Raw genomic sequence first — 24062 nt, 5'->3', positions numbered from 1 at the left:
CCGCAGCTTCTGGTCTTTGGGTCCGTGAGCCTGCGGACCCTGACCGGTTGCCTGACCAGGCCTCCCGAGCGTCGATCGAACGCGATCAGCACCATCCAAATCGGCAACAGCGCCCACCCAATGATCGTTTTGGGGCGAAGCACCAGCGACCATGCCCGTAGCGTCGCAGCTGGGAGACGCAGATCACATTCGGTTGGCTGTGACATCTGGCCGGGCTGTGTCGTCGGTGGGGTGTACAGCCGAAACGACACGGAGAACAGTGTGAACGCCCGTCTCAACTTTCTTGGCAGCCCGATCGCGGCGAAGCTCCTGAAGCATGTCCTGTCCGCGGGCAAGGTCGTACAAGATTCGCCCCTGCCCGCTACAACGCAGGAGCTGGTGGCGCTTCGCGTCAGCCAGATCAACGGTTGCAGCGTCTGCGTCGACATGCACACCAAGGAAGCCGCGCACGCCGGGGAATCGTCGGTGCGCCTCAACCTGGTCGCGGCGTGGCGGGAGGCGAAGGTCTTTACCGAGGCCGAGCGGGCCGCCCTGGAACTGGCCGAACAGGGCACCCGCATCGCTGACGCCGCCGGTGGTGTCAGCGACGAGGCCTGGGCGAACGGCGACTTCCAGCCCGGCCAGCACGGATAGCGATGCCGATCTGCGTCAGGCTGGGTGGGACGAACTCCAGCAGCCCAGTCCCATCTCCGACCTCTGAAGTTCAAGATACGCAGGACGGAACACGTGCCGCTGAGTCCGTGGCAGCGCCACCGAGGGCTCTGGCCGACCTTGTTGAGGTCCCGCGTGCGTGTGCAGGGCGCGTTCCAGCGTCAGATCACCTCGAGGTTGGCGTTGGCGGAACGATGTTTCATCCCGGCGGTACGACGACGCAACCCCTCGGAGTGTGAGGCGGCGCGTCAATCTCACAGTTCGGCGCGTTGACTCGTCGAACCGGTGAGGGCAGTTGCGACCAAAGGAGTCGGCAATATCATGATCACCCCATCCGAGCCAGGAGACGGCCGGCTGGATCCGGGCCTGAGCGCGATCATGAGCGAACGGCGCCAGCTGATCAATCTCGCCTACCGGCTCTTCGGCTCTCTGGCCGATGCCGAAGATGTCGTCCAGGAGACCTACGCCCGCTGGTACGCCATGACTCGGCAGCAGCAGGAGGCCATCGAATCGCCTGGCGCCTGGCTCACCACGGTCGCCAGCCGCATCTGCCTCGACTTGCTCGGCTCGGCACGGGCCCGGCGCGAGAGGTATGTGGGCGAGTGGATCCCGGAGCCGCTGCCCGATCGTACGGAGTGGAGCAACGGGTGGCCGGGCGGTAGTCCGGTCGACCCGGCTGACCGGGTCACCCTTGACGAGTCGGTCAACATGGCCTTCCTCGTGGTGCTCGAAGCCATGGCTCCGGCCGAGCGCGTCACGTTCATCCTGCACGATGTGTTCCGCTACTCCTTCGCCGAAGTGGCTGAGATCGTCGGCCGTACGCCGGCGGCCTGCCGCCAGCTGGCCTGGCGGGCCCGCCGCCGGATTCGCGCCTCGCAGGGTCCCGCGACTCCGACGGGCCGGCAGGCCAGCATCGTCAGGGAGTTCAAGCAGGCATGGGAGGCTAAGGACATCGACGCCCTCGTCGGCCTCCTCGACCCCGACGCCATGGGGACCGCCGACGGCGGAGGCCTGGTCAGCGCCATGCTGCGCCCGATGGAAGGCGGCGAGCGGATCGCGCGTGCCTTCGTCACCGTCGCCGGCCTGGCACCCGGCCTGACGATCCTGGAGCGTACGGTCAACGGCCAGCCCGGCCTGGTGCTTCAGCAAGACGGCGTCACCGTGGTGGTACTGGCCTTCGACGTCGTAGGCGACCGGATCAAGCGCATCTGGTCGGTACTGAACCCCGAGAAGCTCCGGCCTTGGACGACAGGCTGACGCGCGAACCAGGACAACCGGCCGGACCCCGCTGCCCGGAGCGGGAATCGCCTGCAACCCCCGTACGGAGAAACCTCATGAATTCTCGCCCTGTGGACCAGTGTCGGACTGCTCGCCGTGGTCTTCCGGGTCGGTGGAGCCACCAAGCTGCGCGACGCTGTGGGCCTCCTTGTCACCTGCCAAGAGGACTCGATCTCGGATCAGGAAAGGAAGCAATCAAAATGACCATGACGGAGCAAGGAAGGGTTTCGCTGGCCGGGAGGGTGGCGGTCGTGACCGGGGCGGGGTCCGGTATCGGCGCGGCGACCGCGGCAACGCTGGCTTCCCTGGGAGCGCGGGTGTGCTGCGCCGGCCGTACCGTCGAAAAAGTTGAGCGGACGGCCGAGACGATCGTGGCCGCCGGCGGGGAGGCGTTCGGGTTGCTGGTCGACGTGGCATCTCCGGAGGACAACGAGGCGATGGTCCGCGAGACGGTTGCCCGTTACGGCGCGGTGCATATCGCACATCTCAACGCTGCGACAGGGCACTGGGCCGGTGTTCTGGACTACCCGCTGGAGGAGTGGGACCGCACGATGGCGGTGAACCTGCGTGGCGTGCTGCTCGGTCTGCAGGCAGCGGGTCGGGCGATGCGCGACGTGGGCGGTGGCTCGGTTGTGGTCACTTCGTCGGCGGCCGGGCTCACCGGTGTGCGGATGTCACCGGCGTACGCGGCGTCGAAGCACGGTGTGATCGGTCTGGTCAAGTCGGCTGCGCTGGAGTTGGGGCCGGTCGGTATCCGGGTCAACGCCATCTGCCCTGGATACATCGCCAGCAACGATCTCATGCGGAGGCTGGGCGAGGAGCTCGGCGTCGCCAGCCGGTTTCCGCTGGGCCGGCCGGGGCGCACCGAGGAGGTTGCCAACCTGGTCGCGTTCCTGGCCAGTGAGAGCGCGTCATTCATCACCGGCAGCGTGCTCACCATCGATGGCGGCTGGCTGTCCGGTGGCATTGACCTCGGAAATGACGCCGAGGATCAGACAACCAGCGCCGACCGGATCGCCGCCGTCACCAACACCTACTCCCAGAACTCGTAGGTCTCGCAAGAGCGTCTCGGGCAGACACGCGAAGACGGGCTAACGCCCGAGGTCGGGTGGCCGACGAAAATCCACCTCTGGGTCGGGTAGGACCGCCGCATTCAGGTGAACAGCGTGGGCCGATGGGCGAGGTGGTTGGTGACGGTGGCAGCGGCCATCGGCGCTGGGCCCGACCTTCCCGGTGTCATCGACCTACGCCGTAAGGCGGGTGCCGATCGCGGCATCCAGTGCCTCGGGTCAGCGCGCGATCATCCAGGAGTCCCCGGGCGGCCCTGAGGTGCTGAGGCTGGCCGAGGTGGACCGTCCTGAGCCGATGCTGACGGAGGTCCTGGTCCGGGTGCACGCTGCCGGAGTCAACCCGACGGACTGGAAGTCACGGACGCACGGCAGGCTGCTGGACGATCCGCCCGCCATCCTCGGCTGGGACGTGTCCGGGGTGGTGGAGGCGGTTGGTCCCGGGGTCACCCGCTTCCGACCGGGTGACGAGGTCTTCGGCATGCCGCGCTTCCCGCGCAAGGCGGGCGGCTACGCGGAGTACGTGACCGCCCCGTCGCGGCACTTCACCCGTAAGCCGGCCGGCCTCGACCACGTACACGCCGCAGCGCCGCCGCTGCGGGGTCGAAGAGCAACGGACCGGAAACGTACGCTCGGGGCAAACGACGCAGCTCAACGACGGCGCGAGGATGGTTGAGCGCTCATGTTCGCGACGATAGACGGCTCCGGTGACGAAACGGGGCGCCTCTACATGCCTGCGCACCCCACCTGCATCACATTTTGCTGATCTCCTCAGCCCGCGCGGTCTTACACAAGATCCTGTAAAGGTTGGAGCGTCGTCTCCGCACGACGTCACAGCGGGAGACCAGCTGGCCGATCGCGGTCTTGGAGCGGGCCGGGGGTTTGGCTGTCGAGCACAGCCAAAGCTCGTCGTCGGCCACCGTCGCGAGCGGAGGGTGGCCGACGGCCACGCGGGCACCGCAAGGGTCGGCGAGAAGGGTAAGATCGTCATCCCGAAGGACATCCGTGACATGTTCGGGATCAGCCCGGGCGACACCCTGCTGCTGCTCGCCGACGTCGGCAAGGGTATCGCCGTCCTACCCCCAAGGAGATGGCGGTCGGCCTGGTCGAGACCGTCCTCGGAGAGCCGCCCGCCGCAACGTTCGACAATCGGGGAGAGGCCAATGGGCCAGGCTGAGCAGGATCGGCAACGTCGTGCAGCAAGACCGTGGCATCTGTGGGTGGTAGGGCTCGTCTTACTGGCCCTCTACCTCGTCGGTGCGCGTGACTACATGTTGACCAGGACCCTGAACCAGGGGTACTTCGGCGAACAGGGCTACGGGCCTGCCCAGATCGCATACTTCACTGACTATCCGGCGATCCCGGCCATCTTCTGGACCATCAACATCGCCGCCGGCCTCGCGGCGGCCGTGCTGCTGCTGTTCCGCTCCCGCCGGGCGACCCTGGCCGCATTGATCGCCGCGACGTCCCAGTTGTGCCTGCTCGTCATCACGTTCGGATTCATGGATCGATGGGCCATCCTCGGCCCCAGGTTCTCCCTCATCGACATCGGCGTGTGGGTGCTGACCGTCGGTCTCTGGCTGTACTGCCACGCGGTACACCGGCGAGGCGTCCTCCGGTGACGCCGGGCTGGCGGCGCACACGGCCACGATCGTCGCGGCCACAAGGGGCATGGCACCCGCCCCGCCGCGCTGCCACAACCCGAACACGAAACGCGGGAATGATGGCTCCGTCCCGGAGCGGAACAGCCGGACGGACCAACGGTTTCTGGAATCAGCTGACCGGAGATTTCCGGTCTGCGCGGAGGTTGATATGAAAGCATGGTCATGCTGGCAGGACTGGGCGATCCTGGCCGCCGGCCTCTACGGGATTCTCTCCCCACTCTGGTTCGACGGCGAGCAAGGAGCCACCGGCACACTGCTCACCTTTGGAATCCTCATCGTCGGCACCGCCGTCGTAGCTCTCGCGAGACCGGCCATGGTCTGGGTGAAATGGGTGAATACCGTGTGGGGCACCTTGATGCTCACCGCCCCGTGGGCGTACGGGACGTACGACGACAACTGGGACGTGACGTTGACATCGGCGATCGTCGGTCTCGTCACGATTGCCCTCAGCCTCCATGCAGCGAACAAGGGCAAGGCAGCACAGCGTAGCTGAAACCGGCCTGCGGGCCGGGTCGCCGCCTTCTGGCTACTTCGTCGTGGCACGCCGGATGATGGGGATCAAGGCGGCCTGAGATGCCGCGGGCAGGCGCGCCGCTGAGTGAGGTCGTCGCGCTGCTCCGCGGGCCGGCGGTCGCCGTCGATGGGCAGGGCCGGGGACTGCTTCGATAATGCCGTGATGAGGTGAATTCGTGGCACCGAGATTCAGTCAGCAGATCACCCGAAGTGAACTCGCCCGGTTGTCGCCGACGGAATTGTTCGACAGCTTGTCGTCATCATATCTTGCACCTGGTTTCACCCAGGTCTCTGCACCCTCGTATCCAACGTCCTGGTAGAGCACGGCGTAACAACCGCTCCTGTTTCTGACCGAACTGGTCTCGTTGTCCATGCCGTCGCCGCTGTCCGCACCCCAGGAGTTGCGCCAGTTGAAATCTCTGAAGTTCCTCTTGTTTTCCTGGAAGTTGCGCCAGTGGTCGCCCCAAAGATCCTTGTCCTTGTTGAAGTCCTCGTTTTCGTACAGGCAGACCCATCCGCCGCTGCATTGGCCGTCATCGTCCGCGGCCGCGGGTGCTCACCCAGTTAATGCGACGGTGGCCGTCACAGTGGTGGCGACCGTTATTGAGTCGATCACACGTCCAATCCTCATTGGCCTTCCCTCTCGATCGGGAGTCTACCGAGAATCAACAACGCAGCTTTAGCGCGGAACGCACACGTTGTTGGTGTTGCGTCTACTCGAGCGGGGCGGGAAAGGGCGGTGACCTGCTGCGGTCACCGCCGTTCCCGCGGGTAGCGTCGTGGCGCGCGGACCGGCGCCTGCGGCCCTCAAGGAGACGCGCCCGAGCGATCATTTGCGGAGCATCAGCGAGTTTCTGAGTCGAGAACGCGCTGCGCGTTGCTGACGTAACGCGCCGCCGATCCGCCACCGCGGCCCGCGGAGTTCGGTAGTCGAAGCCGTTGTCGCGCATGCAGTCACTCCATGCCCTGATGGCCGATGCCACCGCAGGGTCTTCCGCGGAACGGTCGACCGCTTTGTATTCCAGGTCGGTGAACCATGAGAAGTTCCGGTCGCCGGCGCCTTTCCGCAAAGTGGAGTCCGCCTGGTCCACGCACCCGCCCTCGTCGAACAGCGCGGACCGTTCATCATCGCTCAAACGATCGGCCCACGCCGCCCTGTCCGCCTGGGCTCGTACTTCTTCCGGCTCGTCCGGGACGTGGTAGCCGTAGCTGCGCGGCGGCTTCGGAGTCGGCCAGGCCGTAGCGGCGGGCGTTCCCCGCGAGCAATGCGTGCTCGCCGGTGGATACCTGCGGTCTGGTCCAGCCGAAACCCTTTGCGGTCATGCATTTCCGCGTGGCGATCGGCGGCGCCACCGTCCTGCTGATCACACCTACGGGCGCCTTGCTCGTGAACGCCGTGACATTCGCGATCTCCGCGATGCTCATCTGGCGAGGGATCAGGCCTCGGCCCGCGCCGGGAAACCGCGGCGTCCGCTGGTCGCCCCTCGCAGACGCGGTGGAAGGGATGCGCTACGTCTTCACCGATCCCTGGTTGCGAGGCTGCCTTCTCCTGGTATGGCTGGTGCCGGCCTTCGGCGTCGAGGCGATCGCCTATCCTCTCGCGCGTGAACCAGGCGGTGGCCCGTCGCTTGCCGGAATGCTCATGGCCACGATCGCCCTCGGTTACGCGACCGGGGCGATGATCCTGATCAGCTGGATCCCCTCCTCCGTCCGCGACCGCATCCTGGCGCCGCTCGCCGTGCTCCCCGGGGTCGCGCTGCTGCCCATGCTCGCGCACCCGCCGGCCCCTGTGGTTCTCCTCCTGCTGTTCTGCTGCGGCGTGGGGTGCTCGTTCGGCACCCCGCTCAACGCGATGTTCGTCCAGCGGACGGATCCGGCTTACCGGGGACGGGCCATGGGTGTCGCGATCGCCGGCATCGCCGCGGGTCAGGGCGGCGGATTCCTCCTGACGGATGGGTGTCCGAGCTCGGTGTCACCGCTTCGGCCACCGTGGGACTGTGTGGTGCCTACGCCCTCACCGCCGTGCTGTGCTGCGGTGCGGCCTATTCGTCGTTGTCCGCGCGTTCAGGTGCTCAGTGGGGACGACCTGAACTGGCGCGGCGATTGGCCGTAGGCCGTGCGGAAGGCGCGGCTGAAGTCGGCGGCGCGGCGAAATCCCCAGCGGGTGGCGATTGCGTGGATCGGGATGTCGGTCAGGGCGGTGTCGGCGAGGTCGCGACGGGCGCGTTCCAGTCGTTGGTCGCGTATCCAGGCTGAGACGGTGTGGCCGTGCTGTTGGAAGAGGCGGTGCAGGTAGCTGACGGAGATGTGGTGTGCGGCGGCGATGGAGCGTGGGCTGAGGTCGGGGTCGTGGAGATGGCGTTGAATGGTGGCGCGTATGCGTTGGGTGAGAGCTTGTGGCTGGGAGCCTGGTCGTGGGATGGGCCTGGATTCGAGGAGGCTGGAGAAGCACGCCGTCACGAGGTCTACCAGCACCATTCCGAGTCGTTGTCCGTCGGCCGGGGTGAGTGTCAGTTTCTCGTTGGCCAGGTCTTGGATGAATCGTTTGAGTAGTGCGCTTACTCCGTTGTCGACCGGCATGCCTTGTCCGAGCAGGGGTGTCATTGCATCGCCTCGTAGGGGGAGCACTGGTTTGGGGATGGTGACCAGGGCCAATTCGAGGGTGTCTCGTCCGTCGGGTTGCAGGTTCATCTCTTCGAGGTGTGTGAGGTCGTGGGCGTAGAGGTCGCCCACGTTCACTGTGTCCTGTCGGCCAGCCCATGTGGCGTTGACGGTGCCGTGCATGGGCAGGATGAGTTGGACGATGTCCTCGTCGCGGGCCCGCACGGGGTGGGCCTCTCGCTGAAGGCGTACCGGGCGAAGTCTCATGACGCTCAGAACAGCCACACCGAGATCGACCACACGTCCACCGGTAGAGAGATCGCATTCGCCGGCGGCAATGCTCTCAGGAGATAAATCCGTGCCAGTGTCCCGATCTCTCCAGCTCGTCGTCCGCAAGCGATCTGTCGCTTTCCCATTCATTGGTATCTCCGCTTCACATCTTCAATCTGTGGCGAGACGAGCCTGGTCCGCCTCGTGGGCACCAAGACGACGGCATCGACGCCCTGATCGCTGGCGCGCGATCGTCATGACGGGATTCGAGCCGGTCGATCAGCCGTACACCGCTGGGCGTTGTCCCCGCGCTCCGGTCGTCACCGCGAAGATTCCTCCGGCGTGCGGCTGCTCGCGCAGCTCCGCCTCGGACAGGCCCACGCGGGCGGTGGTCACGTAGAGGGTGTCGAGGCCGGGGCCGCCGAAGGCACAGCTCGTCACCTTGCGCACGGGGATCTCGACGGTTCTGACGAGCCGGCCCTCCGGCGAGAACCGCTGCACGGCCCATCCCTCCCACAGCGCTACCCACAGGAATCCCTCGGCGTCGATGGTCAGCCCGTCGGGGCGGCCGCGGTCGACGTCGATCAGGCGGCGCCGGTTGCCGAGCACGCCCGTCTGCGGGTCGTGGTCGAAGGCGTCCACGCCGCCCGTCGGTGAGTCCGCGTAGTAGAACGTGCGCCCGTCGGGGCTCCAGCCGAGGCCGTTGGAGACCGAGACGCCGGTCACCATGGTGTGGAGCGTGCTGTCGGGGTCGAGGCGGTAAAGCGCGCCCGCGCCTTGGGCACCGGGGAGCAGGGTCCCGGCCCAGAAGCGTCCCCACGGGTCGGCCTTGCCGTCATTGCAGCGCCCGCCCGGCGGGTCGGTGTCCACCCCGTGCAGGACCGTACGTCCCGAGCCGTCCGCGGCGCAGCCGATGATCCCCGTCGCCGTCGCCAGCAGCAGACCGCCGTCGCGGCGGGTGGCCACGGCGCCGGTCGGCTCGCCCGCGGCGAAGCTCACGTCCTCGCCGGTGGCGGGGGAGAAGCGGTGCACCCGCCCCGCTGGGATGTCCACCCACCACAGCCCCTGCCTTCCTGGGTCCCAAACGGGGCTCTCCGCGACCGTCGCGTGCGCGTCGAGCACCAGCTCGGCGGTCATGGGCGGGGCACCGCGATGCTCTGATGGGCGAGAAACGGCAGCAGGCCGGGCAGCCCGCCCTCGTAGCCGATGCCGCTGTCGCCGCGGCCGCCGAAGGGGATCTCCGGCGTGGCGGGGGTGGCCACGTTGACACCCGCGATGCTCACATCGAGCCCTGCGAGCAGCTCCGCGCCCGCGGCGGTGTCGCCGGTGCAGATGTACCCGGCCAGGCCGTGCGCGGTGGCCGAGAGGTCGGCGATCGGCTCCTTCAAGTCGGTGAAGGATCGGACCAGCGCGACGGGGCCGAAGACCTCCTCGCGCCATTCCGGCCGGTCCGCCGCCGGATCGACGACCAGCGCCGGTGGCACGTACCAGCCGCTCGCCTCCACCCGCCGGCCCCGGTGCACCCGCGCGCCTGCCGAGTCCAGCGCGGCGATGAGACCTTCCAGACGCGCGGCCATCTCGCGGGTGCGTACGGGGCCGAGCGTCGTGCGCTCGTCCAGCGGGTCGCCGGGAACCAGGGCCGAGATCCGCCCGGCGAGGCGGTCGAGGAAGTCGGCGCGTACCTCCTCGTGGACCCAGACGTTGTTGGCGGCGATGCACGAGGCCCCGTTGTTGCGGAACTTCGCCACCATCAGCGTGTCCGCCGCCTCGTCGAGGTCGGCATCGGGCAGCACGATGAACGGCGCGCGCCCGCCCAGCTCCATCACCACGGGTGTGAGGGCCGCCCCGGCCGCCCGTGCGATGCTCCGTCCGACGGCGGTGGAGCCGGTGAAGTGCAGTAGGCACACGCGCCGATCGTCCAGCCAGGCGCCGGTGATCTCCGGACCGTCCCCGGCCACCGTGTTCAGCAGGCCCTCGGGGAGCTCGGACTCGCAGAGCTCGGCGAAGGCGAGGCTGGACAGGAGCGACAGCTCGGACGGCTTGAAGACCACGGCGCAACCGGCGGCCAGAGCGGGCGCGATCTTGCGGGCCGGAATGGAGACGGGGAAGTTCCACGGCGTCAGCACGGCGGCCACGCCGATCGGTCCGGTGCGCACGTGGTGCCGCAGGCCGGGGCGTACCGAGAGCACTTGGTCGGTGAGGGTGTGCGCGAGGCCCGCGTACCAGTCGAAGTAGTCCGCGGCCAGGGCGAGTTCGGCGCTCGCCTCACGGCGGCACTTGCCGGTCTCGCGGGCGACGGTCTCGGCCAGGCCGCTGGCGGCGCGCAGCCGCCCGGCGATCGCGCGTAACACGGCGCCCCGTCGCGGGGCCGGTGTGGCGCGCCATTCCTCAAGCGCGGCGGCGGCGACGTCCACGGCGCGTGCGGCGTCGCGGCCGGTGCCCGCGGCGATGTGCCCGATCGGCCGCCCGGTCGCGGGCTCGACCACCTCGTAACGCGGCCCGTCACCGGCATGGGGGCGGCCGCTCAGGCGTACCCCGGAGATGTCGTCTTGCATGATCGGTCCCTTCTCCGTCATTCGTCCTTGTCGCGCAGCGCGGCCAGGTAGCGGCGCGCGCCGCCCGCCAGCCGGTTCCAGTCCCTGTCCCTGACGGCGTCCGCGTCGATCAGCCCGGCACCGACGCCCACCGTCGCGCAGCCGGCCACAAGGCACTGCCTGCCGAGCTCGGCGGTGACCCCGCCGGTGGCCAGCAGCGGCACGTCGGGAAGCGGCTGGCGCAGTTGCTCGACGTACGCGGCGCCGGCGGGTGCGATGGGGAAGATCTTGACGAGGTCCGCGCCGGCGGCGTGTGCCCGGACGACCTCGGTCGGCGTGAACGCTCCGGGGATCGAGACCAGCCCGGCCGCCTTCGTCGCCGCGACCAGGTCCTCGTCCAAGTGAGGCGAGAGCAGGAACGACGCGCCGGCGTCCGCGGCCGCCCTGACGTGGCCGATCGTTCGTACGCTGCCCGGCCCCGACCAGCGCGCCGCCGCCGAGGCGTCGCGACAGCCCGGCGATCGAGTCGAGCGCGCCGGGGCTGTCCATGGTCGTCTCGAAGGCCGTCACCCCCGCGGCGTGGAGCGCGTCGCTGGCCGCGAGGACGTCGCAGGGGGCCAGGCCACGGTAGATGACCAAGAGTTCAGGAAAGTCCATGCCTCTCACCAGTTCGTGAAGGAACCGTCGCCGCGGAACAGGCGCGGCGGCTCGTTCCAGACAGACGTATGGGCGGCCGCCAGCGCGTCGAGGTCGACCTGCAGGCCGAGGCCCGGCCCCGCCAGCGGCAGCAGACTCCCGTCGCGCCACTCCGGTGCCGTGGTGAACACCTCGGCCAGCAGGCCGCGGGGAATGTAGGGCTGCTCCTGGACGCCGAACGCGGTGCACGCCAGGTTGAAGTGGAGCGCCGCGGCGGTGGCCACCGGGCCGAGGGGGTTGTGCACGGCCACGCGGATGTGGTGCGTCTCGCACCAGCCTGCGATCTTCGCGGCTTCGGTGAGCCCGCCCGCGATGCACAGGTCGATCCGGGCGTAGTCGACCAGCTCCTCCTCGATCAGCGGCCGGAACTCCCACTTCGACGCCAGCTGCTCGCCGGCCGCCAGCGGCACGGCCGTGCGCTCGCGCAGCCTGCGGTAGGCGCCGAGGTTCTCGCACCGCAGCGGGTCCTCCACGAACAGCGGGCGCAGAGGTTCCAGCTCGCGGCAGAGCTGCACCGCCTCGGGCGGGTCGAGACGGGTGTGCACGTCGAGAACCAGGTCCACGTCCTCGCCGACCGCCTCCCTGGCCGCCGCGAAACACTCGACGCCCGCGCGTACCGCCGCGCGCGGCTCGAACGCCTCCCCGGGCGCGGGCAGTGCCAGCCGCAGCGCCCGCCACCCCGCCCCGCGCAGCTCCGCGCAGGCCCGCGCGATCCCGGTCGGATCGCTTCCGTCCGCCCGTACGTGCGCGTAACACGGGACGCGGTCGCGGACCCGCCCGCCCAGCAGGACGTGTACGGGCACGCCCAGCGCCTTGCCCTTGATGTCCCACAGCGCGATGTCCACGGCGGCGATAGCCGAGGCCAGCACCCGGTCGGCGGGGAAGAATCCGCCACGCGACATCACCTGCCACAGCTGCTCCGTGCGCAGCGGGTCCTGGCCGATCAGCAGCGGCCGCAGGTGCTCGAGCGCCCCGCACACCGCCGCCCCGCGACTGGCGAGCCCCGACTCGCCGATGCCGAGCACGCCCTCGTCGGTGTCGACGAGTACGAACAGATAGGTGCGCCGCCCACCCCGGACAGGTGCCGCACGAATGTCGGTGATCTTCATGCCGTCTCCTCGCTGAAGTGGCAGGCCGACCAGCGGCCCGGTGCGACCTCGTGCGCGACCGGCCGCTCCGTGCGGCAGATCTCCCGCCCCACCCCCAGGGCGCATCGCGTGTGGAAGGGACAGCCTGAGGGCGGCGCCAGCGGGCTGGGCACCTCCCCGGACATCGCCACCCGGCTCCGCCGGCGTTCGAGCGCGGGATCGGGCTCGGGCACCGCCGACAGCAGTGCGGCCGTGTACGGGTGCAGCGGCTTGGCACAGACCTCGTCGGCAGGGCCTTCCTCCATGATCTGACCCAGGTACATCACGGCGATGCGGTCGCTCATGTGCCTGACCACGGCTATGTCGTGGGCGACCAGCAGGTATGCGATGCCGAGCCGGTCCTTCAGGTCGAGCAGCAGGTTGACGATCTGTGCCTGGAGCGAGACGTCCAGCGCGGATACGGGCTCGTCCAGCACCAGCACCGACGGGTCCACGGCCAGGGCCCTGGCCAGGGCGATGCGCTGGCGCTGACCGCCGGAGAAGTCGCGCGGCAGCCGGGCCGTCATGGCCGGGTCAAGCCCGACCAGCTCCAGCAGTTCGACCACCTTGCGCTCGATCTGGCCCGGCTCCGCCAGCCCATGGATGCGCAGCGGCTCGGCCACCAGGCGGCCGACGGTGTGCCGGGGGTTGAGCGAGGCGTACGGGTCCTGCAGGACGAGCTGCACCTGCCGCCGCAGTCCCATCAGCCTGCGGCCGTCGCCGGCCGTCAGGTCGCGGTCCCGCACGAGCACGGACCCCGAATCGGGTTTCTCCAGGCCCAGGAGGATGCGGGTGAGCGTGGACTTGCCGCAGCCCGACTCGCCGACCAGCCCGAGCGTCTCGCCGGCGGCCAGCCGCAAGCTCACGCCGCGTACGGCCCGGACCTTGCCGTCGGCGCGCCGGCCGAGCCCGCGCCCCCGCAGGGGGTAGCTCTTGTGCACGTCGCGTAGCACGAGAACATCGGCGACGGGCTTGCGAGGGCCGTGCTCAGGATCGGGTTCGCCGTGCTGGGGTGAGGGTGCGGAGCTCGGCTCGGCTCGCGCATGCGAGCGGCCGGCAACGGAGAGGAGCAGCCCGTCGTCGGTGACCCAGCAGGCGGCCCGGTGGCCGGGATCCCGCGCGGTCAGTGGTGGCGCTGCCGCGTGGCAGCGATCCTCGGCGAACGCGCAGCGCGGCGCGAACGCGCAGCCATCGGGCGGGCGGCGCGGGTCAGGTGGCCGGCCCGGGATTGCTTCCAGCCGGTTCGCGCCGCCGGTGAGGCGGGGCACCGACTTGAGCAGGCTCCACGCGTACGGATGCCGCGGCGCGTCGTGCAGCGCGGCCACGGGGGCCTCCTCGACGATCTGGCCCGCGTACATGACCAGGGCCCGGTCACACAGCCGCGCCACCAGGCCGAGGTTGTGGGTGATGACGGTGACCGCGGTGCCCAGCTCCTTGTTCAGCCGCGCGAACACCTCCAGGATCTGTGCCTGCACCGTGACGTCCAAGGCGGTGGTGGGTTCGTCGGCGATGATGAGCGACGGGTCGCCCGCCAGCGCGATGGCGATCATGACGCGCTGGCGCATGCCTCCGGAGAACTGGTGCGGATAGTCGCCCAGCCGCCGCGCGGGGTCGGGCACGCCCACGAGCTCCAGCAGCTCCGCGGCCCTGGCCCGGGCGCGGCGGCGGTCGTGGCCGTGTGTCCGTACGGCCTCGGCGACCTGTTCGCCGATGGTCATGACAGGGTTGAGCGAGGACAGGGGGTCCTGGAAGACCATGCCGATCTCGCCGCCGCGCAGCCGGGCGAGCTCGGCCCTGGACATGTCGAGGATCTCGCGTCCCCGGTAACGGATGGAGCCGGAGGCGATCCGGCCCGGATCGCGTACGAGCCGCAGCATGCTGCGGGCCGTCACGGACTTGCCGGAGCCCGACTCGCCGACAATGGCGAGCGACTCGCCGGGATGGACATCCAAGCTCACCCCGCGCACGGCCTGCACGCGGCCCTGCCGGCCTGGGAAGTCGACCCACAGGTCGCGCACCTGGAGCATGGGGTCTTGGCTGTCGTTCACGGATTCTCCAGGGGGTCATCCGCGGCGCAGGGCCGCGTTGAGTGCGTCGCCGAGCAGGTTGAGTGCGATGACCAGCCCGGTGAGCACGGCGATGGGCGCCAGAACGCCCCATTGCTGCTCTGCCAGGTAGGGAAGCCCCTTCTCGATCATTCCGCCGAGCGACGGGGCGGGCGGCTGGATGCCGAAGCCCAGCAGGCTGAGCGCTCCCTCCAGGAACACGGCGCCGGCCGCGGACATCACGAAGTTCACCACGAGCGCGTCGACCGCGTTCGGCAGGATGTGCCGCACCAGGATCGCGGTGCGGGAGGCGCCCACGACGCGGGCTCCGGTGACGTACTCCCGCTCGCGCTCGGTGAGCACCGCCGTCCTGGTCAACCGGGCGGTGACGGGGATGCCGCTGATCACGATGACGATCAGCACCGTGGAGAACCCCGGGCCGAGGAACGCCGCCAACGCCGCTCCCATGATCACCGTCGGGACGGCCAGCTTCACGTCGAGCAGGCGCTGGATGAGGACGTCGGCGGCGCGGTGCGTGGTCGCGAGCAGCCCGAAAGCGATGCCGATGGCCTTGCTGAGCGGCACGGTCAGGACGATGATGACCACGTCCTGCCTGATGCCGTACAGCAGCCGGGACAGCACGTCCCTGCCCAGGTCGTCGGTGCCGAACCAATGGCCCGCCGACGGACCCTTGAGCACCGCGCCCGCCTGCTGGAAGTCCGGCGCGTACGGGCTGAGCCACGGCGCGAGCAGGCCGGCCGCGACCAGCACCAGAACGATCGCCGCGCCCGCCGCGCCTCCTGGGGCACGCAGCACCCGGGGCGTTCTCATGACGCCTCACCTTCCAGCCTGACGCGCGGGTCGAGAGCCGCGTGGATGAGGTCACCCGCCACCTGCACGGCGATGAAGACGACGACGAAGTAGACGACCAGGTCCTGGATGATCAAATAGTCATGGTTGACGACCGCGTTCGCCAGCACCTGGCCGAGCCCGGGCCAGGCGAACACCGCCTCGATGACCACGGCGCCGCCGAGCAGGTGGCCGACGCGCATGCCCAGCACCGTGACGACCGGCGGCAGGGCGTTGGGTAAGGCGTGCCGCCAGAGCACCCGCCGGGCGGAGACGCCCTTGGCGTGCGCGGTGTCGAGGTACTCCTCCGCCAACTGCCTGCGCAACTCGGTCTCCAGGAACCTGCCCACGACCACCCCGGAGTGCAGCCCCAGCGCGATGGCGGGCATGGCCAGGTACTGGATGCCGATCTCGGGGTCGGTCAGCAGCGGCTCGCGGCCGCCGGCGGGCAGCAGCCGCACGCTGATCGCGAAGAGCAGGATCAGCAGGATGCCCAGCACGTACTCCGGCACGCCGAAGATCAGGGCACCGGCACCGCGGATGATCGTCTGGGGCACTCGCCGCCGGGCCATGGCCCCTGCGATGCCGAAGCCCGCGCCGGTGAGGACGGTGACGACCAGGCTGGCCAACGCCAGCTCCACGGTCGCGCCCGCTGCCGCGCCGAGGGTGTCGGCGATCGGCGCGCCGGAGATGTAGGAGCTGCCGAGGTCGCCGGTGACCAGGCCGCGGGCCCAGTCGGCGTACTGCTGCAGCATCGGCCTGTCCAGGCCCATGCGCTCCTCCAGGGCGGCCACGGCGGCCGGGTCGGCCTGGTCGCCGAGGATGACCGAGGCGGGGCTGCCGGGCAGCAGGCCGATCAGCAGGAAGACCACGACCGAGGTCAAAAGGACGGTGAGCGCCGCGGTCGGGACACGGCGGGCGAGGTAGGACAGCACGCGTCAGACCACCGTCGAGTTCCCCAGCAGGACGTCGTCCCAGACGGTGTAGTCCCAGCCGGAGACGCCGCTGGTGACGGCGGTGCTGGTCGCGTGGACGAGGTCACAGCAGAACGCCTCGTTCAGGATGAACTCGGTTACGGCGTCGTAGGCCGTGCGCTGCTCCGCCTCGCCCGTGGCGCGGCGGGCGGCCTGGGCGAGCTTCTCGTACCGCTCCGAGTCGAAGTTGAACAGGTTCTGCGTGGTCCGGTAGGGCATGGCGCTGTAGAGGAGGTTGGTGGGGGAGAGGTTGTTGTACCCGTGCTGGCCCATCCACATGCCCTCGAAGGTGCGGCTCTCGATGCGCTCCTGCTGCTGGGTGGTGTTGAGCACGCGCAGCCGCGGCTGGAGCCCGGCCTCGCGCAGGTTGAACTCGACGATCTCCGCGGACTTGCTCACCGGCTGGGCCGACTCCAGGATCAGCTCGGCGCCGTCGGCTCCGGCCTCCTTCAGCATGCTCACCGCCCTGGGCAGGTCGCGGGCGTAGTGGTCGGCGAGTGCCTGGTTGTGCGCCGGGCTGCCGGCCGACCACGGGGTGGCGTTCGGCTGGGCCTTGCCGCGGTAGATTTCCGCGGCGATCCGGCGCCGGTCCAGCGCGTAGTGGATGGCCTGGCGTACTCGCTTGTCCTTCAGCGGGCCCGCGTTGACGTTGCAGCCGAGGTAGACGCCGGAGCTGTAGGTGTCGTACGGGGTGATGGCGAACTTCTGGTCGGACTCGACCTGCCTGAGCTCCATGGGGCCGACCCCGGTGGCCAGGTGCACCTGGCCCGAGCGCAGCGCGGACATGCGGGCTTCCGGCTTGGTGATCACCCTGATCAGGACGTTGTCGAGGCCGGGCCTGCCGGACTCCCAGTACGTGGCGTAGCGGTCGAGCCGCAGGCTGGTGCCCTGCCGGTATTCGGCGAAGGTGAACGGCCCGGTGCCGATCACCTTGGCGCCGGTGATGAGTTCCCGGGCCGACTCCCGGTCCAGGATGATCATCAGAGACAGCGCGTCGAAGAGGTTGCTGACCGGTTCGTCGAAGGCCAGCCGCACGGTCCCGGTGTCCATCACCTTGACTTCGGAGAGCTGCTCGAGCAGCCAGGCGAAGGCGAACGGCGGTTGCATGTCGCGCTGGAACTCCACCGAGAACCGCACGTCGTCAGCGGTGAACGGCCGACCGGAGTGCCAGGTGACGCCCTCGCGGACGGTCAGGGTGGTGACGCGGCCGCCTTCACTCATCTCCCAGGCGGTCGCCAGCTCGGGGAGCACTTCGCGCGTCTTCCTGTCGAGGCGGACCAGACTGTTGAAGACCTGCCTGCGCCAGGTGGCGTTCTGCGCGGACTGGTTGACCACGGTCTTGGGGACGATGTCGGTACCCTGCGCGATGACGAGCCGGCCGCCGCGCGTCCCCGCCGCACTCTTGTTCCTGGCCTCCCGTTCGACGGCGGAGGTGCAGCCGGCGGCGCCCGGGCCCAGCAGGGCCAGGCTCGTGGCTCCCCAGCGCAGGACGTCTCTTCGAGCGGGCGGGTTGATCATGGTGGAATACCTCCGTCGCCCCGCAGGATTAATTCCTGTCTGAAGTTAATATTGCAGTAAGGGCGCCGTCAAGACATTTGGCGCCAGAAGGTCAAGTCTGCGCGGCGCGTTGACGCCCAAGGGTCCGCCTATTATCTTCCGAACGCAACTTATATGAAGGAAGGGCCCGCATGAGCATGCGCATCACCGACCTCCGCCTGCGCCGTTTCCGCGCCACACAGAGATCGACATGGATGTTCCTCGAGGTCGAGACCGAGGACGGCCTGGTGGGGACCGGCGAGTGCTCCGACAGCGGGTGGCCGGAGCGGGTCCCGGAGACGGTCGCGGAGCTGGCGCCCCGCGTGCGCGGGACCGACGTGCAGGCCGGGGGGCAGGACCTCTGCGAACGGCTGCGTCGCGAGTGCGCGGCACACGGCGACCCGCGTACGCGCTTCCTGTGGCGTACCATGATCGGCGGCCTCGACATGGCACTGGCCGACCTCGCCGCGCAGGCGGAGGGCGTGCCGCTGTGGCAGTGGATGGGAGGCGAGCGGCGCGAGAGCGTCCCGGTCTACGCCAACATCAACCGCAGCGGCGGCAGACGCCAGCCACAGGACTTCGCCGCCAAGGCCGCCGCCGCGGTCGCCGACGGCCACGGCAAGATCAAGGTCGCGCCGTTCGACGGGCCGCCGCTGCCCGGTGCATCCATCGTCGACACCGGGCTCGCGATCGCCCAGGCCGTACGCGAGGCCATCGGCCAGGACGCCGAGCTGATGATCGACGTGCATCACAAGCTCTCCAAGGACGAGCTCGCCGCGGCCGTGCCGCGGCTGGACGACCTCGGTGTCGCGTGGCTGGAGGACGCTGTGGACGTCACCGACCCCGAGGCCGTGCGCTGGCTGGCTGCCCGCGCCAGGGCGCCCATCGCCGGCGGCGAGACGCTCCACACCGCGGAGCAGCTGGCCGCCGCCCTGTCCACGGGCCAGCTGAGGGTGCTGCTGCTCGACCCCAAATACACCGCCGGCCTGACGCCGCTGCTGCGCCTGGCGGAGAAGGTCACGGGCGTCGACGTGACGTACCACAATCCCTGCGGCCCGATCAGCACCGCCGTGTGCGCCCATCTGTCGACCATCCACCCCGACGTCACGCTGGTGGAGTTCATGTACGGCGAGGATGTGGACCGCGCCGCCGTGGTCACCCCGCAGGAGACCGTGACGGGAACGGGCCTGCCCCTTTCCACTGCCCCGGGACTCGGCGTCGCCCTCACCCCTGGCCTCGCGTTCCTCCCGGAAACGGCGTGAGCGTGGTCCGTCCGGTGATCCAGGGCGTCAGCCCTGTGCTGCCGACGCCCTTCCGCGCCGACGGGTCGCTGGACCGCCGCTCCTTTGCTTCGTCTCCGAGTACTTTTGGCGGACCTGGCCGGGACCGTGCCACCGGGACACCTGCTGATCGCCTCCGTGGCCGAGCACGCCACCCGCCTGGCCACCCGGCAGGTCAGGCGGTACGCCGACCTGGGCGCGGGCGCGATCAACGTGCTGCCGCCGCACTTCGGCGGCCCTTCCCGCGCCATGGTCCTCGACCATCTGTCCGCGGTGCTCGAGGCGGCCGGGCCGCTGCCGGTGAGGGGCGTACATCCGCGCGCTCAGCGGGCACGGCGTGCCATGCCTTGCCGGGAACGCGGGCATCGACCTGCCCGAGGCACTGGAGGCGGGGGCGGTGGGCGTGCAGCCCGGTGGCGGCTTTGTGGAGCGCTCAACCGGGACGCGTTGCGCCACGTTCCGGGCGACCGTGGTCACGCCGGTGCGCGTTCCGACTCCCGCCAGGTGAACTCCGGCCGCCAGCCGAGCACGCGGGCCGCCTTGCCGACGTCCCACACGGACGCGTGCCCAGGCAGCGGCCGGCGGATGACGGTGTCCGGGTGGTGGCGGCGCAGGAGCTCCTCGGTGGGCACCTCACTCAGGGTGTCGGCCGCGGCCACCGCGAACACCTCCCAGCCGATGCCCTCGGCGGCCATCGCGGCGGCGAAGGCCCGGGCCAGGTCGTGCACCTCGACGTAGGCCCACAGGCCCCGGCGCAGGAAACCCGGCTCGGCCCGCTCCCGGCGGATCCGCTCCCACAGCAGCTCGGGGGTGCCGATGGCGGGGAAGCGCAGCGCCGCCACCGACAGCCCGGTGGCCCGGTGGAACATCGCGCAGGCAGCCTCGTCCGCCTGCTTGGACAGGGCGTAGCCGTCCTGCGGGCGTACCGGGTGCGCCTCGTCGAGCGGCGCGTACAGCGGGGACAGCTCGCGCGGCCCGCCGGAGATGCCCAGCACCGATCCGCTCGACGCCGTCACCACGCGCGGCACGCCCTCGGCGGCGGCGGCATCGAGCACCGCATACGTGGCCGCGGTGTTGGTGGTGTAGATCGTGTGCCCTGGGCCGGTTCGCGGGTTGGGCATGGCGGCGAGGTGGATGATCGCCCGGGCGCCCCGGAAGACCGGCCTGAGCGCGCCGGGATGCGCGATGGGCATGGTGTATACGCGCACGCCGGGGGGCATCGGCGCGGCCACGCGGTCCACGCCGACCACCTCCTCGCCCGCCGCCACCAGATGCTCGACGACCGCCCTGCCGAGCCGTCCCGCCGAGCCGGTGACGACGACGGCGTCCTGCCGCTGGATCATGGTCGATCCTCACACCATGTGAACGGATTCGGGGCGGTGGATGAGCTTCTTGAAGGTGTCGAGCCGCTCGCCTTCGAGCACCCAGGTGCCGTTCGGGGACTCCACGCCCGAGTTGAAGTACGACAGTGCCACCAGCCCGTGGTCCAGCGCGTACTCGTACGCGTCGACCAGCCAGGCGGCGGACTTGCCCGGCTCCCGGGAGGCGTGGCGAACGCCGTACTCGGCCACGAATAGGGGTTTGCCCCACTTGTGGCAGGTGGCGACAGGCGCGCCCCAGATCTTCTCCGGCGTCTTCCACGGGCGGTAGTCGGGGTCCGAGGTGTCGTAGGTCCACCAGGGGTTGTAGTCGTCGACGCCGATGAGGTCGGCCTCGGGGATGTGCCACGCCTCGACGTCGTCGCCGCCCTGCCAGATCCAGCCATTGAGTATCGGGGTCACGGCGATGTTGGGGAACCGGTGCAGGATCGGGGCGGCGTGCTTGTACATCGCGCGGTAGGCCGCAGGCGTCTGCTCGCCGCGCGGCTCGTGGTGCAGGCAGAACCAGACCGGGCCAGGCACGCTGCCGAGCGCCGAGGCCACCTTGCGCAGCCAGGCGTCGTGCTTGCCGTCGGCCACCTCCTGCCAGGGACCTGGCAGCTTGGTCGAGATGACGGGGATGCGATGGTGCTTGATGTCATCCATGGCGACCCGCCGCATGTCACGCCACTGCTCGTCATTGACGTACTTGAAGTAGCTGCGGTGGCAGCCCAGTGTCGTGCCGATGCCGGCCTCGAAGTCCGGCACGGTCTGCTGCGGGCCCATCGAGGACCCGTACACGATCTTGTCCTTGCCCGGGTCGCCGGGGAAGCGCCCCTTTCGCCACCGGGGCGTGGCCGCTGTGGCCGGGGCGGCTGGCAGCAGGCCGAGACCCGCGGCGCTGAGCGCGGCCGCGCCGCCGAGGAGGATCGAACGCCGAGATGGCATGCTGTCGTCGGTCACTTCCTTCTCCCTCGATCGAAGCTGAGATTAAACTTCTAACAGAAGTTAATCGTCAAAACCAGCCCCTGGTACGATCTGAAGCAGGATGGCTCACCCGTTGACGGGCTCAGTCTCCGAACGTTTAATTCCATGGAGCAGAAAATCTGCTGATGGTACGTGGAGGAGTGATGGCCATGCGGAGCCCGAGCGCGGCCTCTCGTGCCGCGGCGACGTTCGACGTGCGTAGGCACAACGTGGCCGCGCTGCTGCGTGTCCTGCTCCGGGAGGGGCCCGCTCCGCGCATCGATCTCGCCGAACGGCTCCGCCTGAGCTCGGGGGCGACTACCCGCATCACGGCCGAGCTGACCCGGGCGGGGCTGCTGGAGGAGCTGCCTGCACTGGTGTCGGGCGACGCCGGCCGCCCGCGCGTGCCGCTCGACCTGGCCTCCACACGCTTCCATACCGTGGGGATCCACGTCGGCCTGCGCCGCACCACCATCGGCCTGGTGGACCTGCGTGGTCGGCTCGTCGGCAGCGCCGTGCGGATCGCGCACGACGGCGAACTCGCCCCCGCGGTCGTGGTCGCCGAGGCCGCTGATCGCGTGGCCGAGCTCGCCCAGAAGACCACCGCTCAGATCATCGGCACCGGCTTCACCACTGTCGGCCGGGTCGACGGGGCCTCTGGCCGCATAAGAGACCAGGACGTGCTCGGCTGGACCGACGTCGACATCCCGGCACTGGCGGCCGGCCGCTTCCCCGGCCTCCTCGTCGTCGAGTCGACCCAGCGCGCTCTGTGCAGGGCGGAGATGTGGTTCGGGGCCGATCGGGCCGTACAGGACTTCGTGCACCTGTTCATCGGCAATGTGATCGGCGCCGGCATCGTCATCAGCCGCGAGCTGCACCACGGTCAGGGCGATGGCGCTGGGCAGATCGCCCATCTCCCGCTCTCCCGGCCCTCTCAGATGCCGTGCGAGTGCGGCCGCGGCGGCTGTCTCATGTCGGTCGCCGGCGATCGCGCCGTAGTCGGCCGGGCCGTGCGCGAGGGGCTGCTCGGCGAGGGCCAGACGATCTACGACCTGGCCGAGCTTGCTCGCGGCGGTGGCGCCCTGGCCGACTACCTGCTGCGCGAGCGCGCCCGCGCGATCGGGGAGGCCGTCGTGATCGTGATGGACCTGCTCGCCCCCGACCAGGTCATCGTCTTCGGCACACCGTTGCTGGTGCCCGACCACATCAACGAGATCCGCGGAGAGGCGCGGCGGTGGATGCGGCGGGAGTTTGACGCGGAAAACGTGATCAAATCGAGCACCCTCGACGACAACGCGCCCGTGATCGCCGCGGCAACCTGCGTGCTCGAGCGCTTCTACGCCGACCCGTTCGCGCTCATCGGCTGAGTTTTTCTGCCGAGCGGAGCCTATCGGCTCCATTAACTCAGGCTTGAAGTTAATGTTGGCCCCCCGCCGCCCGGGGGCAGGGGCCCAAACGGTCCTTCAGCGCGTCAAGACTTTGACAAAGACGGCCGCGTAACCACCGCTCTCGCTGTTCACCTGCAAGGGGTAGAGACCCAAGGCACGCTGCTGGTCGAAGCGCCACTGGTAGCCCGAGCTCGACATCTCGATGAAGTGGGACCAAGTACGCAGGCCGTCCTTGCGCCAGACGGCCGTGTACGTGCCGTCCGGGCCCACGGCCACCTGCGTCGGCCGGAAGCCTTGCTTGGTGCGCTTGGCGTACTCGGCCTGGTGCTGCACGGCCGTCTTCCCGGCGGTGTAGCACCAGCTTCCTCCCGGGTTGGCCGTCCAGACGCCCACGTAACGGGGGCTGCCGGCACCGCCGTACACGTCGACGGACCGCGTGGTAAGCGACGCAGGCGGGAGTCGCCGCAGTTTCCGCCTCGGCAGGCGAGACGGCCGCCGCGGGTGCCGCGACACCGGTCGCCACCGTCATGGCGGCGGCGATTTTCCTGATCGTGGGGATGTCCCCTCCGAGAAAGCTTTTCTGTGGATGGAAGTTAAACCCAGTCCTACTGTGACTGTCAATCGGAGTTAACTGTGCCCTGGAGGAATTCGGCGTGTCCTCGGTCGGTCGGAACGCCGCGGTCGTGTGCTCTCGACCTGGTTCGGCAGCGGGCCCCTCAACCTCATCCCGCCCGACCAGACCCGCCACCCGGCTCGGCCTCGAGTCCCATCCACCGTTCTCCCGCCAGCCCCGAGCTCGCTGAGAGAGGAGGGGGCGGTCGCCTTGCCCAAGATCCCGGCTCGCCTTGCCTCCAGCGCGGATGTGCTGGATGCGCTGGAGGCAAGGTCTGAACCACCGTTGCCCTCTGTTGGCGCGGAGGCGTCGTCCACCCGGGTTGCGCTTACTCCTGCAGGATGGACAGGGCTCGGGACGGGCACAGGGTGACGGCGTGGCGGGCCTGTGCGGCGCTCTGGTCGTCGGGGTGATCGGTCAGCAGGGCCACGATGCCGTCGTCGTCTTGGTCGAAGACGGCCGGCTCGGTCAGGACGCACTGGCCGGAGCCGACGCAGAGGCCGGTGTCCGCTTTGATCCGCATCATGTCCTGCTCACCAGGTGACCGGGAGTTCGTGAACGCCGTAGATGACGGCGTCGGTCTTGAACGGCAGGTCCTCGGCCGGTGCGGCGAGCCGCAGGGTGGGGATGCGGCGGAACAGCGTGTCGAAGA

21 protein-coding genes and 3 pseudogenes are annotated in these 24062 nt (G+C 69.6%); 10 read left to right on the top strand and 14 right to left on the bottom strand.

From position 1 onward, the window contains the following. Positions 1-261: 261 nt before the first annotated feature. The 7 genes and pseudogenes from ABN273_RS44650 (at position 262) to ABN273_RS44625 (ending at position 5153) form a co-directional block, all read left to right on the top strand. Positions 262-633 carry a carboxymuconolactone decarboxylase family protein gene (locus tag ABN273_RS44650; RefSeq protein ID WP_502911228.1) on the top strand — a complete coding sequence of 124 codons (372 nt, stop codon included), beginning with the start codon at positions 262-264 and terminating at the stop codon, positions 631-633. 339 nt (positions 634-972) lie between these two features. Further along, positions 973-1908 carry an RNA polymerase sigma factor SigJ gene (gene sigJ, locus ABN273_RS44645; RefSeq protein ID WP_349455648.1) on the top strand — a complete coding sequence of 312 codons (936 nt, stop codon included), beginning with the start codon at positions 973-975 and terminating at the stop codon, positions 1906-1908. A 221-nt stretch (positions 1909-2129) separates the two neighbouring features. Continuing rightward, the gene (locus ABN273_RS44640) at positions 2130-2981 is read left to right on the top strand and encodes an SDR family NAD(P)-dependent oxidoreductase (RefSeq protein ID WP_349455647.1); all 852 of its coding nucleotides are present in this window, start codon (positions 2130-2132) and stop codon (positions 2979-2981) included. A 208-nt stretch (positions 2982-3189) separates the two neighbouring features. Beyond that, entirely contained in the window at positions 3190-3672 is a 483-nt protein-coding gene (locus ABN273_RS44635; protein WP_349455646.1) for an alcohol dehydrogenase catalytic domain-containing protein, read from the top strand. A gap of 31 nt (positions 3673-3703) precedes the next feature. Further along, a pseudogene (locus ABN273_RS59875) lies at positions 3704-4075 on the top strand (AbrB/MazE/SpoVT family DNA-binding domain-containing protein); the annotation flags it as partial. 141 nt (positions 4076-4216) lie between these two features. After that, the gene (locus ABN273_RS44630; protein ID WP_349455703.1) at positions 4217-4618 is read left to right on the top strand and encodes a hypothetical protein; all 402 of its coding nucleotides are present in this window, start codon (positions 4217-4219) and stop codon (positions 4616-4618) included. 190 nt (positions 4619-4808) lie between these two features. Beyond that, positions 4809-5153, top strand: coding sequence for an SPW repeat domain-containing protein (locus ABN273_RS44625; RefSeq protein WP_349455645.1), 345 nt, complete (start codon positions 4809-4811; stop codon positions 5151-5153). A 213-nt stretch (positions 5154-5366) separates the two neighbouring features. Here ABN273_RS44625 and ABN273_RS59870 read toward each other — a convergent pair. Further along, positions 5367-5708: pseudogene (locus ABN273_RS59870) on the bottom strand (peptidase inhibitor family I36 protein); the annotation flags it as partial. Between the two features lie 798 nt (positions 5709-6506). Here ABN273_RS59870 and ABN273_RS44620 point away from each other — a divergent pair. Next, complete coding sequence (locus tag ABN273_RS44620) at positions 6507-7286, top strand: MFS transporter (protein WP_349455644.1); 780 nt, start codon at positions 6507-6509, stop codon at positions 7284-7286. On the opposite strand, the gene ABN273_RS44615 is transcribed toward ABN273_RS44620, so the two are convergent. From ABN273_RS44615 to ABN273_RS44575, 9 genes and pseudogenes are all read right to left on the bottom strand, one after another. After that, complete coding sequence (locus tag ABN273_RS44615) at positions 7238-8074, bottom strand: AraC family transcriptional regulator (RefSeq protein ID WP_349455643.1); 837 nt, start codon at positions 8072-8074, stop codon at positions 7238-7240. The genes ABN273_RS44620 and ABN273_RS44615 overlap by 49 nt on opposite strands. A 249-nt stretch (positions 8075-8323) precedes the next feature. Then, a complete protein-coding gene (locus tag ABN273_RS44610) occupies positions 8324-9181 on the bottom strand; it encodes an SMP-30/gluconolactonase/LRE family protein (RefSeq protein ID WP_349455642.1) in 858 nt (285 codons plus the stop codon). Continuing rightward, positions 9178-10599 carry an aldehyde dehydrogenase family protein gene (locus ABN273_RS44605; protein WP_349455641.1) on the bottom strand — a complete coding sequence of 474 codons (1422 nt, stop codon included), beginning with the start codon at positions 10597-10599 and terminating at the stop codon, positions 9178-9180. The genes ABN273_RS44610 and ABN273_RS44605 overlap by 4 nt, the downstream gene beginning before the upstream one ends. Before the next feature lie 17 nt (positions 10600-10616). Continuing rightward, positions 10617-11045 (bottom strand): annotated as a pseudogene (locus ABN273_RS44600) (bifunctional 4-hydroxy-2-oxoglutarate aldolase/2-dehydro-3-deoxy-phosphogluconate aldolase); the annotation flags it as partial. Between the two features lie 195 nt (positions 11046-11240). Further along, on the bottom strand, positions 11241-12383 hold the full coding sequence (locus tag ABN273_RS44595; protein WP_349455640.1) for a mandelate racemase/muconate lactonizing enzyme family protein: 1143 nt from the start codon (positions 12381-12383) through the stop codon (positions 11241-11243). Continuing rightward, positions 12380-14449 (bottom strand): dipeptide ABC transporter ATP-binding protein, encoded by a 2070-nt coding sequence (locus tag ABN273_RS44590; RefSeq protein WP_349455639.1) that lies wholly within the window; start codon positions 14447-14449, stop codon positions 12380-12382. Before ABN273_RS44590 ends, ABN273_RS44595 begins: the two co-directional genes overlap by 4 nt. A 15-nt stretch (positions 14450-14464) precedes the next feature. Beyond that, complete coding sequence (locus ABN273_RS44585; protein ID WP_349455638.1) at positions 14465-15277, bottom strand: ABC transporter permease; 813 nt, start codon at positions 15275-15277, stop codon at positions 14465-14467. Then, entirely contained in the window at positions 15274-16230 is a 957-nt protein-coding gene (locus ABN273_RS44580) for an ABC transporter permease (protein ID WP_349455637.1), read from the bottom strand. The genes ABN273_RS44585 and ABN273_RS44580 overlap by 4 nt, the downstream gene beginning before the upstream one ends. 3 nt (positions 16231-16233) lie before the next feature. Continuing rightward, positions 16234-17787, bottom strand: coding sequence for an ABC transporter substrate-binding protein (locus ABN273_RS44575; RefSeq protein WP_349455636.1), 1554 nt, complete (start codon positions 17785-17787; stop codon positions 16234-16236). A 170-nt stretch (positions 17788-17957) separates the two neighbouring features. Here ABN273_RS44575 and ABN273_RS44570 point away from each other — a divergent pair, with 170 nt between their 5' ends. After that, positions 17958-19067, top strand: coding sequence for a mandelate racemase/muconate lactonizing enzyme family protein (locus ABN273_RS44570; RefSeq protein WP_349455635.1), 1110 nt, complete (start codon positions 17958-17960; stop codon positions 19065-19067). Between the two features lie 491 nt (positions 19068-19558). Here ABN273_RS44570 and ABN273_RS44565 read toward each other — a convergent pair whose 3' ends face one another. Next, the gene (locus ABN273_RS44565; protein WP_349455634.1) at positions 19559-20428 is read right to left on the bottom strand and encodes an NAD-dependent epimerase/dehydratase family protein; all 870 of its coding nucleotides are present in this window, start codon (positions 20426-20428) and stop codon (positions 19559-19561) included. 9 nt (positions 20429-20437) lie between these two features. Further along, positions 20438-21406 carry a glycoside hydrolase family 5 protein gene (locus ABN273_RS44560; protein WP_349455633.1) on the bottom strand — a complete coding sequence of 323 codons (969 nt, stop codon included), beginning with the start codon at positions 21404-21406 and terminating at the stop codon, positions 20438-20440. Between the two features lie 173 nt (positions 21407-21579). Here ABN273_RS44560 and ABN273_RS44555 point away from each other — a divergent pair, with 173 nt between their 5' ends. Beyond that, a complete protein-coding gene (locus tag ABN273_RS44555) occupies positions 21580-22776 on the top strand; it encodes an ROK family transcriptional regulator (RefSeq protein ID WP_349455632.1) in 1197 nt (398 codons plus the stop codon). 96 nt (positions 22777-22872) lie between these two features. On the opposite strand, the gene ABN273_RS44550 is transcribed toward ABN273_RS44555, so the two are convergent. Then, complete coding sequence (locus tag ABN273_RS44550; protein ID WP_349455631.1) at positions 22873-23190, bottom strand: hypothetical protein; 318 nt, start codon at positions 23188-23190, stop codon at positions 22873-22875. A 548-nt stretch (positions 23191-23738) separates the two neighbouring features. Continuing rightward, positions 23739-23936 carry a ferredoxin gene (locus tag ABN273_RS44545; RefSeq protein ID WP_349455630.1) on the bottom strand — a complete coding sequence of 66 codons (198 nt, stop codon included), beginning with the start codon at positions 23934-23936 and terminating at the stop codon, positions 23739-23741. Between the last annotated feature and the right edge of the window lie 126 nt (positions 23937-24062).

Source organism: Nonomuraea sp. B19D2 (assembly GCF_040137845.1).
In the GTDB taxonomy this organism is placed as follows: domain Bacteria; phylum Actinomycetota; class Actinomycetes; order Streptosporangiales; family Streptosporangiaceae; genus Nonomuraea.
This window is presented reverse-complemented; position numbering and strand designations above follow the sequence as displayed.

What these genes read in the sequence shown, in the direction of transcription:
- sigJ (WP_349455648.1), top strand. Translation starts at nt 973, where the DNA reads ATGATCACCCCATCCGAGCCAGGAGACGGCCGGCTGGATCCGGGCCTG.
- ABN273_RS44640 (WP_349455647.1), top strand. Translation starts at nt 2,130, where the DNA reads ATGACCATGACGGAGCAAGGAAGGGTTTCGCTGGCCGGGAGGGTGGCG.
- ABN273_RS44625 (WP_349455645.1), top strand. Translation starts at nt 4,809, where the DNA reads ATGAAAGCATGGTCATGCTGGCAGGACTGGGCGATCCTGGCCGCCGGC.
- ABN273_RS44610 (WP_349455642.1), bottom strand. Translation starts at nt 9,181, where the DNA reads ATGACCGCCGAGCTGGTGCTCGACGCGCACGCGACGGTCGCGGAGAGC.
- ABN273_RS44605 (WP_349455641.1), bottom strand. Translation starts at nt 10,599, where the DNA reads ATGCAAGACGACATCTCCGGGGTACGCCTGAGCGGCCGCCCCCATGCC.
- ABN273_RS44595 (WP_349455640.1), bottom strand. Translation starts at nt 12,383, where the DNA reads ATGAAGATCACCGACATTCGTGCGGCACCTGTCCGGGGTGGGCGGCGC.
- ABN273_RS44585 (WP_349455638.1), bottom strand. Translation starts at nt 15,277, where the DNA reads ATGAGAACGCCCCGGGTGCTGCGTGCCCCAGGAGGCGCGGCGGGCGCG.
- ABN273_RS44575 (WP_349455636.1), bottom strand. Translation starts at nt 17,787, where the DNA reads ATGATCAACCCGCCCGCTCGAAGAGACGTCCTGCGCTGGGGAGCCACG.
- ABN273_RS44570 (WP_349455635.1), top strand. Translation starts at nt 17,958, where the DNA reads ATGAGCATGCGCATCACCGACCTCCGCCTGCGCCGTTTCCGCGCCACA.
- ABN273_RS44565 (WP_349455634.1), bottom strand. Translation starts at nt 20,428, where the DNA reads ATGATCCAGCGGCAGGACGCCGTCGTCGTCACCGGCTCGGCGGGACGG.
- ABN273_RS44555 (WP_349455632.1), top strand. Translation starts at nt 21,580, where the DNA reads ATGCGGAGCCCGAGCGCGGCCTCTCGTGCCGCGGCGACGTTCGACGTG.
- ABN273_RS44545 (WP_349455630.1), bottom strand. Translation starts at nt 23,936, where the DNA reads ATGATGCGGATCAAAGCGGACACCGGCCTCTGCGTCGGCTCCGGCCAG.